The sequence below is a fragment of the Rhodococcus baikonurensis genome (assembly GCF_040489275.1).
Classification (GTDB): Bacteria; Actinomycetota; Actinomycetes; order Mycobacteriales; family Mycobacteriaceae; genus Rhodococcus_F; species Rhodococcus_F baikonurensis.
Map to the genome: position 1 here is coordinate 118722 of NZ_JBEUOQ010000015.1, position 11400 is coordinate 130121.

The 11400-nt window shown below is 60.9% G+C and carries 13 protein-coding genes; 8 read left to right on the forward strand and 5 right to left on the reverse strand.

What is annotated here, in order from left to right; genetic code table 11:
- Nucleotides 1–7 precede the first annotated feature (7 nt).
- Nucleotides 8–1420 (reverse strand): FAD-binding oxidoreductase, encoded by a 1413-nt coding sequence (locus tag ABWI03_RS27345; protein WP_296554129.1) that lies wholly within the window; start codon nt 1418–1420, stop codon nt 8–10.
- Nucleotides 1421–1562: 142 nt separating this feature from the next.
- Here ABWI03_RS27345 and ABWI03_RS27350 point away from each other — a divergent pair, with 142 nt between their 5' ends.
- Nucleotides 1563–2462 carry a LysR family transcriptional regulator gene (locus tag ABWI03_RS27350; RefSeq protein WP_298772885.1) on the forward strand — a complete coding sequence of 300 codons (900 nt, stop codon included), beginning with the start codon at nt 1563–1565 and terminating at the stop codon, nt 2460–2462.
- 22 nt (nt 2463–2484) lie between these two features.
- On the opposite strand, the gene ABWI03_RS27355 is transcribed toward ABWI03_RS27350, so the two are convergent.
- Together ABWI03_RS27355 and ABWI03_RS27360 are read right to left on the reverse strand one after the other, a co-directional pair.
- Nucleotides 2485–3564, reverse strand: coding sequence for a helix-turn-helix domain-containing protein (locus ABWI03_RS27355; RefSeq protein WP_298772887.1), 1080 nt, complete (start codon nt 3562–3564; stop codon nt 2485–2487).
- A gap of 9 nt (nt 3565–3573) precedes the next feature.
- On the reverse strand, nt 3574–4545 hold the full coding sequence (locus ABWI03_RS27360; protein WP_298772889.1) for an alpha/beta hydrolase: 972 nt from the start codon (nt 4543–4545) through the stop codon (nt 3574–3576).
- A gap of 92 nt (nt 4546–4637) precedes the next feature.
- On the opposite strand from ABWI03_RS27360, the gene ABWI03_RS27365 reads away from it, so the two are divergent.
- The 3 genes from ABWI03_RS27365 to ABWI03_RS27375 all read left to right on the forward strand — a co-directional run bounded on the left by ABWI03_RS27365 (nt 4638) and on the right by ABWI03_RS27375 (nt 7102).
- On the forward strand, nt 4638–5231 hold the full coding sequence (locus ABWI03_RS27365) for a hypothetical protein (RefSeq protein WP_298772891.1): 594 nt from the start codon (nt 4638–4640) through the stop codon (nt 5229–5231).
- Between the two features lie 161 nt (nt 5232–5392).
- Nucleotides 5393–5821 carry a YciI family protein gene (locus ABWI03_RS27370; protein ID WP_298772893.1) on the forward strand — a complete coding sequence of 143 codons (429 nt, stop codon included), beginning with the start codon at nt 5393–5395 and terminating at the stop codon, nt 5819–5821.
- Nucleotides 5822–5824: 3 nt separating this feature from the next.
- Entirely contained in the window at nt 5825–7102 is a 1278-nt protein-coding gene (locus tag ABWI03_RS27375) for an RNA polymerase sigma factor (RefSeq protein WP_298772895.1), read from the forward strand.
- A 4-nt stretch (nt 7103–7106) separates the two neighbouring features.
- On the opposite strand, the gene ABWI03_RS27380 is transcribed toward ABWI03_RS27375, so the two are convergent.
- Nucleotides 7107–7520 (reverse strand): hypothetical protein, encoded by a 414-nt coding sequence (locus ABWI03_RS27380; protein WP_166809937.1) that lies wholly within the window; start codon nt 7518–7520, stop codon nt 7107–7109.
- Nucleotides 7521–7674: 154 nt separating this feature from the next.
- On the opposite strand from ABWI03_RS27380, the gene ABWI03_RS27385 reads away from it, so the two are divergent.
- The 4 genes from ABWI03_RS27385 to ABWI03_RS27400 all read left to right on the forward strand — a co-directional run bounded on the left by ABWI03_RS27385 (nt 7675) and on the right by ABWI03_RS27400 (nt 11013).
- On the forward strand, nt 7675–7845 hold the full coding sequence (locus ABWI03_RS27385) for a hypothetical protein (RefSeq protein WP_166809936.1): 171 nt from the start codon (nt 7675–7677) through the stop codon (nt 7843–7845).
- A 58-nt stretch (nt 7846–7903) separates the two neighbouring features.
- Nucleotides 7904–8596, forward strand: a complete 693-nt coding sequence (locus ABWI03_RS27390; protein WP_095971769.1) for a TetR/AcrR family transcriptional regulator — start codon at nt 7904–7906, stop codon at nt 8594–8596.
- A gap of 145 nt (nt 8597–8741) precedes the next feature.
- On the forward strand, nt 8742–10175 hold the full coding sequence (locus tag ABWI03_RS27395) for a lipase family protein (RefSeq protein ID WP_298772899.1): 1434 nt from the start codon (nt 8742–8744) through the stop codon (nt 10173–10175).
- 139 nt (nt 10176–10314) lie between these two features.
- Nucleotides 10315–11013 (forward strand): type 1 glutamine amidotransferase domain-containing protein, encoded by a 699-nt coding sequence (locus tag ABWI03_RS27400; RefSeq protein ID WP_095971771.1) that lies wholly within the window; start codon nt 10315–10317, stop codon nt 11011–11013.
- 75 nt (nt 11014–11088) lie between these two features.
- Here the strand turns inward: ABWI03_RS27400 and ABWI03_RS27405 are convergent.
- A partial coding sequence (locus ABWI03_RS27405; RefSeq protein ID WP_353799001.1) for an HNH endonuclease signature motif containing protein occupies nt 11089–11400 on the reverse strand: 312 nt, incomplete at its 5' end.

Here is an 11400-nt window from a genome sequence, read left to right on the forward strand (position 1 = left end):
CCTTTGCTTACACCTCTTCGGGCAACAGTATTCCAGGATTGAGGATTCCACGTGGATCCCAGGACGATTTGATCAACTGCATTACGGCGATGTCGGCCTCAGTGCGCCCCAGCGATATCCACGGAGACTTCGCGCGACCAATCCCGTGCTCGGCGCTGATGCTTCCATGGTGGGCGGCGACGAGTCGGAACACCGTATCGGTCAGTTCGTGGGCGACCCTCGGCTCGGCATCCAGAAGGTTCACATGAATGTTTCCGTCGGCGAAGTGCCCGAACAGGATTGGTCGAACGAGGGGGAAACGATCGGCCAACGTCTCTCGGAGGCTTTCGATGAACATTCCCATCACGGACAGGGGGACGGAGATGTCGAGTTTGACCACCGGCGTCGTCGACGAAGCGCTGATGCTTTCGGTGTGGCTTTCCCGCAGGGTCCACAGCTTCCGCGCCGGACCAGGCTCTACAGTCGCGTCCTCGATGAGATCGGCAGAGTCGGAGAGAACCTCCAGGAGTGACTCTTCCGTCTCGCGCGGCGACGAAACCTCGATCAGTGTGTACATCGGTGAAGGGGTGCCGAACGGGCGACGTGCATCGGTGTGTGCACAAACGAGGGAGATGCCGTCGTCAGTCATGATCTCGGCGGCTTCGACGGTCAATCCGCTCTGACGCACGCGATTACACAAATGAAGCGCTTGATCGACGTCGCGCACACCGGCGAGCACAACCTGGGTGTCGGTCGCGGGGGTGACCAGCTTCATCAAGACCTTGGTGATGACGGCAAGAGTTCCCTCGCTGCCGGCGAGTAGCCCTGGAATGTCGTAGCCGACGTTGTCTTTGACGAGTGGCGTCCACCTGCTCAGGACGGAACCGTCGGCGAGTACTGCCTCGATGCCGAGGATCTGCGCCCGTGTATTTCCGTATCGGACCATGCGTGTTCCACCGGCATTGGTCGCGACGATGCCGCCGAGTGTCGCCGATTCCTTTGATGCCAAGTCGATTCCGAATCGAAGTCCGTGTGCAGAGGCAGCAAGGTCGGCGCGGGCAACGGTCACGCCGGCGCCGGCTGCGATTGTCCGGCCGATGGGATCGACGGATTCGATCGTCTCGAGCCGTCTGGTGCTCAGCACCACGGACCCAGCCGAGGCGATTCCGCCGCCGACCAGTCCGGTGTTTCCGCCTTGAGGTGTGACGGGAACCCCCGCGTCGAAACAGGCTCGAAGCACCGCAGACACTTCGGAAGTGTTGCCCGGTCGAATGACCGCGATCGCGTCGCCGATCCAACGTCCGGTCCAGTCGCGTGTGTAGCCCTCGATCAGTTCGGGATCGGTGAGGACGTGCGCTTGGCCGACGATCTCCGCGAGGGCGTCGAGAAGCCTCGCATCTGTTGCAGGTTCGCGTGGTTCCGTCAGTGTTCGGGGGTTCATGTGCAACCTTGTGATCGATCGGGTGACAATTCTTCGGAAGACAAGCGGTGGAACTTCCGTGAACTCGATCCTCCGACCTCAGGTAATGCCGTGTCCAAGACCAAGTAGTGACACGACCATCTGTTCTTCTTATAATCGCCGTATGAACCTGCAGCGCGCCCGTTATCTGATCGCTCTGTCGGATCACGGCAGCTTCACTCGCGCCGCAGCGAACGTCCACGTAGCGCAGTCGGCGCTCAGTCAGCAGATCAAGGTGCTCGAGCGCGAACTCGGGGTGCCGTTGGTGGATCGTCGTGGTCCACAGTTCACCTTCACCGACGCCGGCCGGGTAGCGGTACGAGAGGCGCGCTTTTTGCTCGGGTGTGCGGACCGGGCGGTCGAACGAATTCGGTTGGCCGCGCGCGGTGTGGATGGGGAACTGCGCATCGCGTACACCCGCTCGTGGGCAGGCGGCGCAGTCGCGGATCTGGTCAGCACCTATCGGAAGCTGTACCCGGGCGTGGAGGTCGTCGTCCATCGTGGCACCTCAGCGCAGACAGTTGATCTCGTCCGAAGCGGAGCGGTAGACATCGCGGTTGTGCGCCCGCCACTCGATGACGGCGATCGCGAACTTCCCCTGATCGTCCTCGATTCGGAACCGATACTGGTTGCGGTTCCTGTAGACCATCCATTCGGGGGCCGAGCGACACTCGAACTCGGAGATCTGGTGGACGTCCCCGTTGTGTTCTGGCCGGAGGAGAATGCACCGGGAATGTATTCCCATACGCTCGAACAACTTTGGCCGAACAGCACTCCGGATATCGTTCGCTTCGAAGCTGACGACGAGCAGGTGCTCCACGCCGTCGCGGATGGGGTGGGTATTGCGCCGATCCCCCAGGGTAGGGCACGGATGCTCCGGATCCCAGGTATACATCTATGTGAGATCGCCGGTGAGCAAACAACTCTCGACGTTGCAGTGACCTACCGCCCGGATAATCCGAATCCGGCGCTTGCGCCGTTTGTGGCGCTCGCTGAACGCGAAAGATCGTCAACGACTGCGTAGCGCATGAGATGCGGGGTGGGCGTTATCCGCCATCGAGGACCAGCATCATGGCCGTTGCGCGTGCTCGGTTCTCGAGGGTGTCGACGTGGAATCCGACGTGCTGGGACAGCTTCGACAATCGGTGCGCGACGCTGCTGTGATGAAGATGCATGGCATCGGCTGCGGCCCTCAATGTTCCGGATCGCAGATATGTCCTCAAGGTTTCCAGCAGTTCGAATCCCTGTCTGGTACTGCCGATCTCCTTGGCGAGAACTAGATCCGGAATCCTGGAGTGATCAATCCGCGCTCCCGGGGCCAGGAGGTTGAGGGCGCCGAGATCGTCGGCGTTCACGATCGGTGTTGTCGCTGACGCCTGTGTACGAGCGAATCGTGCAGTGGCGACAATGGTATGCACCTCGGAAGCGGCTGCGGCCAAGGATATTCCGGCGCGGACGGAGGATGAGAGCGCTGCCTCGGACAGCTCGGGTGTCGGTGCGAACGAACCCGCCACGAGATTCAGATACTCGCCATCAGCTTCTATCCCAGCGGCTTTGCCAGGTGTGCAATCTTGCGAAATAACAAGGCGTGCACTGCTGTCAGCTGTGTCTGAGACTGCCTTGGTTGCCACTACACGGACTGGTGTATGGGGTTCGATACCGAGACCGGCACACGAGGTGAGCACCGCGAGCTCATCCATCGGGAACAACAAATTTCGACTGTGCTCGGCCACGGTAGGTAACCGTCGTGGTTGCAGGATTATCGCGGCGGTCAAGGCCATCCGGTCCACCAGCATTTCGTCGAGCGGCAAGCTCGTCCCGGCTCGCTCGATCCATACCGTCCCGAGAACTTCATCGTCTACAGCGATGTCTCTGGCCATACTCGGTGGGAGCTGAGGTTCGGGTGACCATCGGCCGCGCGGGTCACAACGGCGCAAGTTCTTCTTGCTGCGACCGTGTTCCACGATCTCGATACCCGCAACACAATCCGCCAACTGTGCGCTTGCGCGCAGCAGGGACGCCGTGTCGGCGCCGTGACGTACGAGGGAGTCGAAGTAGTCGATCACACGTACCAGGCCTGCCGAGTCTGCGTCGAGCTCGGCAAGCCGGTACATCAGTCCTTGCATCTTGCAACGCTACGAGACCGGTGACAGCGAATGCAACCCTTTCCGGAGCGCAGTGAGGGCTTCGGCGGCACCCCTTTCACTGACCGCTGCGGTCGCGATAAATCCCGACCCGTGGAAGGTTCCGGGGAACGAGTGCAATTCCACGCTGACTCCCGCTTGCAGCAGCCGAAGGGCGTATTCGATTCCTTCGTCGCGGAGCGGGTCGAGTTCCATGGCGGCGAGGTAGGTCGGCGGCAGACCTGTGAGGTCGGTGGCCCGGGACGGTGCAGCGTAAATAGAAACGTCAGGATCTTCGGGGCCTGAATACGACTCGCCGAGGTAGTAGTTCCACGACAGGATGGCCTTGGGGCGGGTCCACCCTGGTGTGTCGACGAAGTTCGTCATCGAGACCGTTTCCAGGCGGTCGTCGAGAGCTGGGACTTCGAGGAATTGGAATGCCACGGGTACAACGCCCTCGTCGCGGGCTTTCAGTGCCGTGCCTGCGGCAAGTCCGCCACCCGCGCTCTGACCTCCGACTGCTATGCGGTCGGGATCTACACCTAGTTCCTCGGCGTGGGAGTGGATGTAGAGGAGGGCGGCGTAGCAGTCGTCGAGGGGGCCGGGGAAAGGCGTCTCAGGAGCGAGGCGGTACTCCACGCTGGCAACTGCGAATCCGAGTTCGCGTGCCACCTGGATGCAGAAAGGGTCACTGGATTCCGCTGTGCCGACGACAAATCCGCCGCCGTGGATCCAGAGAAGGACAGGCACAGGGCCGGCGGCGTTATCCGGAGTGAAGAAGCGAATCGGGACCTCCGGATCGCTGCCTCGACCAGGCACGGACAGTTCGCGAAGCGCGACTCCGTCGAATGACCGGTCGGCCAACATGGTGCGGATCAGCCCGTCGAACATGGTCCGAGCGCTGGGGAGGTCCGTGATGTCGATATTCGGCAACATGGAGATTGCTGCGGCGAGCTCGGGGTCGATAGTGGGAAATGTTGTCATGCACCCATCATCGAGCTTGCATGGGCTTGCGGCACCGGTGGTTTGTAGGAAATCGGGGAGCCTCTGTCCGACACCCGTCGGATCTCCCTAGGATGGCGCCGGTGGACAGAGTACATCTCGGGGTGGGTTCGAGCGATTCGGAAGTTGGGGCCAGGATCGGTGGACGCCCGCCGCAGGTTTTCGCTGCTCAGCCGATTTTGCAGACACATCAGTATCTCTTGACGCTCGGGGCACACACGGCGCGGTGGCTCGGTGAGCGAGAGCTTTCGGTTTTCATCCGTCGAGGTTTCACCATCGGCGACGACGACCTCGAATACCCGAACATCGGGGTCCGGGCTGTGTTGCACCCACCGTCATCGCGAAGTGCGGAACCGTCGGGCACCCACGGGGGCCTGGGCAGTGCGGCGTTGATCAGGATTCCCTCGGAGGACGACGTGGTGCCGTTGGTGCGGATAGCTCCGCAACCGGTGCTCATCCAGAACGAACCGTCCTACGCCACTGCCGTCGAGGCGGACGGACACAGTTTCCTGTTCCAGATCAATGAGGAGGGGTGGCCGGTAGTTGACGAGTCCCACCCCGAGTTCGTAGAGGAGTACCTATTCGGTTACGGGTCGGTGTATTTCTACGGGAGCACCGACGCGACTGGGCTCGTACGTGAAGTTGTGCCGGGATTTCTCGACTTCTGACCGGCCCGACGGCTCGTCTGCCGATACCGTGGGCAGCGTATCTCGACCGGCGGTTATGTCCTCGGAAAATTATTTTCGGAAGTTTGTCGATCGGTGAGTGTGCCGTTCGACGTGTAGGCAGAGGGGCCGAACGGAACGGCCCACAAACGAAGGAGATTCCCATGAAGTACATGCTGATCATGCGTTCCACCGACGAGGCCATCGAAGCATCCAAGGACATGGACTTCGACGAGATCATCGCTGCGATGGGGCAGTACAACGAGTCCCTGATCAAGGCAGGTGTCTTGCTGGCCGGTGAGGGACTGGCCATGGAGGAGGGATTCATCGTCGATTTCGAATCCGATCCTCCGCTGGTTTCCGACGGCCCGTACGGGGAGACGAAGGAGTTGTTCTCGGGATTCTGGATCATTCAGACGTCGACCAAAGGCGAAGCCTTGGAATGGGCGAAGCGATGCCCCCTCGGGCCGGGAAGCAAGCTCGAGGTGCGTCGGGTGAGTGAGATGTCGGACTTCGATCAGGACAACGAGTACATCCAGAAAGAGGCCGGCTGGCGCGAAGAACTCGGTACCGATCGCCCGGTCGCAGGCTGAACCATGACCGACGAGGCGGTGCGAGAGGAAACGAGAAAGGCTGTCGACGCGGTTTGGCGAATCGAATCCGCGAAGATCGTCGCCACGTTGACTCGCACCGTCGGAGATCTCGATCTTGCCGAGGACCTGGCCGCGCAGGCTCTGCTCGAAGCCGTCGAGCAGTGGCCTGCCACCGGGGTTCCGCGAAATCCCGCTGCCTGGCTGACATCTGTTGCGACACGACGGGCAATTGACGGGTGGCGACGACGTGAGAGGTTGGACGAGCGCTACGCCCACTTTGCGCGCGAACTCGAGAACGACGCTTCGCACTTCGACGACGTCAGTTGGGATCCAGATCGCATCGACGACGACGTCCTTCGGCTGATGTTCATCGCCTGCCACCCCGTGTTGAATCGAAAAGCGCAGGTAGCTTTGACTCTTCGGGTGGTGGGCGGGTTGACCACGGACGAGATCGCCAAAGCGTTCCTGACGCCGACAGCGACGGTGCAGCAGCGAATCGTGCGCGCGAAGAAGACATTGACTGCTTCGAAAGCGGTATTCGAAGTTCCAGGGCGAGAAGAGTTTTCGAAACGGTTGGGCGCCGTACTCGGAGTGCTGTACCTGGTGTTCAACGAAGGCTATGCAGCCAGTTCAGGGGACGAGTGGATGCGTGCGGATCTGAGTGCAGAAGCGCTGCGGCTCGCGCGGATACTGGCCGAGCTGGTGCCGGGGGAATCCGAGGTGCACGGCCTCGTCGCGTTGATGGAGCTGACGGCTTCACGATTCGGTGCCAGGACTACCTCGACGGGTGAGCCCATTCTGCTGGCCGACCAAGACCGGACTCGGTGGGACCGCCTACAGATCTCACGGGGACTTGCGGCGCTGGAACGGGCTGACGCCGTCGGGCGTGGACGCGGCCCGTACGGCTTGCAGGCCGCAATCGCCGAATGCCACGCGCGAGCAGCAACTTTCGAGGACACCGATTGGAAGAAGATCGTCATCCTCTACGAGGCTTTGGCGCAACTGGCACCCTCACCTGTGGTCGACCTCAATCATGCGGCGGCGGTATCGATGGCCTACGGTCCGGCCCCGGCGCTCGAATTCGTCGACAAGCTTGTCGCTTCAGGTGAGTTAGCCGGTTACCACCTGCTTCCGAGCGTTCGAGGCGAGTTGCTCAGTCAGCTCGGCCGATCCGAGGAGGCTAGGACCGAACTCCTCGAAGCCGCTCGGCTGGCCGGGAACGAGCGTGAGCGTGCAGTTCTGGTCGCGAAGGCGGATGCACTACTCCCGGATCTGCGATGAGTGGTCACGCCTGCGACGGATCGTCGTCAGGAACCATGGGCGGCATTCCTACTCCATAAGGATCGAGCATGTCCGCGACGCGTCGACCCCACCGTTCATGCGCGGACTGACGAGTCATTCCGGCCGCCCGGCCTATGGTTGTCCACGTTGCGCCGAATCTACGCAGGCTCATGACGCTTGCCGTCGAATCGATACCCGCTGCGAGCTGAATCCGGAAACAGGCCAACTGCCACGCCATCTGACGCTGCGCCGGGATATCGGTGTCCTGTTCCGCCTCCCACTCAGGGCTGCCAGGTAAAGGGTCCGTTCCGACAATCTTGTCTGCCTGAGTGCCGGCCTCGGTGATAGCGGCGTTGACCGTAGCGATCGCGGCGGTCTCGACCTTCGCAGTCAGGGCGCGTTCGATCAGGTCTTCCATGAGAAGTTCTCCTTTCGTCAGGACTAGCCTGACAGGCCCTCTCGAAATTTGTCAAGAACTCCCTGACGGATTCGTAGTTTGATTAATGCACGATCTATTTGTGTACTATCTAAATAGTCTCCGGTTCTGTTGACCGACGTCGAAGGGGTTGCTGATGAAGATCGTGGTTTTGTCATTCCTGATGGCGCTGACCTTGATGACGATCGGGATCATCGCGGCACGCAACCGCAGTACTCGACCTGCGGTGACTGGGGTCGTTACCGCTGCGTCGACGGTTCTCGCGGCCGCCTGGACTCTTTTTGCCGTGGCATTCGTATTGGCTTGATCGAGCTGCCGTGTCAGTGCGTCAGTGGTGGTGGTGAAGGAACTACGCAGCAGGTCAGATGCGTTTTGTGTGGGGCACGATGCCGCATACTCTGGCAGGCGTGGCAATCGCTGAAACGGACAGAAACTATGGCGGAAGGTCGGTCGCGGCTCGCAAGGCCGAACGCCGTTCCCTCTTCTTGAATGCTGCTCTCAGCGTGTTCGCAGACAAGGGGTATGCCGGAAGCTCGGTGGCAGACATTTGTGCGTCCGCGAGTCTGGCCAGAAGGCAGTTCTACGACGAGTTCGGCAGTCGCGAGGATCTACTCCTCGCGCTGTATGACCAGATTCAACTCGACGCCAGAATTGCAATGGTCGACGCACTCGATGCGGAGCCTTCGGTCAATCTCCGTGACAAGGCGGCAACGGCCATGGCCGCCTTCGTCGAGTCGGTCGGAAGTGACCCACGACGCGCACACGTTGCCTTCATCGACGTCGTAGGTGTCAGTCCTCGCGTGGAAAAGCATCGCGTGGACCAACGTTCGGTCTGGGCAACGTTTTTCGAATCGATCATCAAAGGGATTGTGGGCGACGATTACGAACCGCCGGGTGGTTACCGATGGGCGTCCACCGCCTTCATCGGCGCGCTTACCGCGCTGGTGCATCAGTGGAGCACTACGGAGCCTCGTCCTCCTGTGTCGGTACTGGTCGATCTGATGACGGTGCTCTTGAATGCGTTGATTGACGACGCACCCCTTCGTGCCGGCGAATAGGTCACGAACACCAGGGGATTGTAATCCAGCCCACAACGCTCTACTCTCGTCCTCACTATGTTAGACACTCGCATCTAACTTGTGTGCTCGTGACGAGAACTGCGGCAACACAAGGCAATCTGTGCTTTTCCGGGGAGGAATTGGTATGGGACGACGCTGGACAACTGACCGACAACGCGGGGGCTTGGCTATTGCCGTGATTGCAGTAATCGGGCAGATCGGACTTTCGGCACCTGCCTCAGCGGCGCCGGACGAAGGTGTTCCCACCCAAGTTCAGGTCCAGCCTGCCCTGCCGCCTGCGGTTGCACCGCCATTGCCTGAACTGGACCAGGCCTTCTACGAACCGCCTGTCGGGGTCGTCGAAGCCAGGGAGCCGGGTGAGATCATTGCCGCCCGTGCGGTTAATCTCGGTACTCTCAATCTGATTCCGGCCAACGTGGATGCGTGGCAGATCTCGTATCGATCCAATAATGCTGCAGGTGAAGCGATTCCAGCTGTAACCACAGTGATCAAGCCACGCGGCGACACGCACGATGGAGGGCCGCGTCCGCTGCTGTCCTTTCAGATGGCAGAGGATTCACTCGGAAGCTACTGCGCACCTTCGTATGTCATGCAGCAAGGCGCGTTGCCGTGGCTGGTGACGGGCGCTGCGACCGGTGGGACTCAGTTCCTCGAAGTGCAGGCAGCGCTGGCGCAGGGCTGGGCATTGTCGGTCCCCGATCATCAGGGACCCAATTCTTCCTTCGCCTCCGGCCCCGTAGCGGCCCGGATCACGCTCGACGGTATTCGTGCCGCTGAGAACTTCGAACCCATGGAGTTGCAAGGGCGGTCAACTCGCGTAGGGCTGCTCGGATACTCGGGTGGATCGATTCCTACCGGTCACGCAGCTGAAATACGGCAGGCGTACGCGCCGGAACTGAACATCGTCGGAGTCGCCGAAGGTGGTGTTGCCGCGGATCTCGGCGCTTTGCTCGACAATGCCAACAACGCTCTAGGGGCCGGGATCGTCGCTGCCGGTGTCATCGGAGTGAGCCGAGAGGATTCGGAACTTGCCGGCTTCATCGATCAGCACATAAACCCCGCCGGCCGAGCGCTTTTCGCTGCCAAGGACAACCTGTGCATGCTCTGGACGTCGGCTGCAGTGCCCTTCCTCAACATCAAAGGTTTCCTCGATGTCCCGGGAGATCCCGTCCAACACCCCACGGTGAGAGCCGCGCTCTCCCGAGCTGCCATGGGCAAGTCGGTTCCTGATGTGCCGATGTACATCTATCAGTCGAATCCCGACTGGTTGGTGCCTGTGGGCCCGGTGAACAAGCTTGTCGACACCTATTGCCAAGATCCTTCTGCGAGTGTCGTTTACACCAGAGACCACTTCAGTGAGCACGTCAGCATGGAAGTCGTCGCATTGCCGAGTGCTCTACTGTGGCTTCGTGATCGGTTCGCTGGTGTCCCTGCCCAACAGGGATGCAGCACCTTCGACGCTGGATCTATGGCGCTTGATCAGAGGACCTGGCCAGTCTGGGTGGATGCGGTTGGTGAACTCGTCGCAGGCCTGTTCGGCAAGCCGATCGGGACCTAGTGGGTGACGTGATTCTGCGGTGGTGAGGAATTCTCACAAGGACTGCGTGTTGCACTGACTGGACGTTGTTTCATTGATCGGGCCTTGACGATGGTGTCTTGTCACCACTGGGTTCCTGTTACCGACGAAAGGTTGCGCGATGACAAAGCTGTTGTTTGCGGTCACTTCTGCAGATCACTGGACGCTGAAGGACGGAACACCCCACCCGACCGGGTACTGGGCGGAAGAGCTGGTCGAGGCGCATCGCGTTTTCGTCGACGCCGGCTACGACATCGTGATCGCGACGCCTGGCGGTAAAGCTCCCGTTGTGGACGAGGGAAGCCTGGCGCCCGAGGTGAACGGCGGGCAAGAAGGTGCCGACCGTTTGCGCAAGTACATCGCCGATCTGCAGCCGGTGCTCGATTCGCCGGAGATTCTGGAGAATGCCGATGCCGCCGATTACGACGTGGTCTTTGTACCGGGTGGACACGGCCCGATGGAGGATCTTGCGGTGTCGGCATCCTTCGGTGAGCTTCTCGTGAACTTCTTGGACGCGGACAAGGTGGTCTCGGCGGTCTGTCACGCGCCGGCGGCACTCCTGCCGGCCCAGAGATCCGATGGAAGCTGGCTGTTCGACGGCTATCAGCTGACCGCGTTCACCAACGAAGAGGAGACGCAGGCTGGTCTGGCGGACAAGGCTCCGTGGCTGCTTGAAACTCGGCTACGCGAATTGGGCGGCAAATTCTCGAAGGCTGAGGCGTGGTCGCCTTATGTCGTGGTGGACCGCAAGCTCTACACCGGCCAGAATCCGGCTTCGTCAAGGCCACTCGCCGAGCGGATTGTCGCCGACTTGGGCTGAGCATGTCTTTTGGCACCGCATCGAGGTTTTCTTCGATGCGGTGCTCGGCTATGTTCGGTTGTGCCCGAGTTCTTCTCAGGTTTTGAAGGTGGTGTTTGCCGGCCGCGGGTGCCGCTGCGGGTCGATCGACGGCGGCGGAATGAACCACGGCTTGTTGTCGACCCCGATCTGGATCTCCCATTTGCCGACGAACCCGGATTTGCGGTGCATCAACCGATGATGTGAACGGCACAGCAGGACCAAGTTGTTCATCACGGTCGGACCGCCGTTGGCCCAGTGCCGGATATGGTGCGCATCGGTCCAGGCGGGCACACACGTGCATCCGGGGAACGCACAGCCTTTATCTCTCGCGATCAGCGCGACGCGTTGTTCGGCGGTGAGCAACCG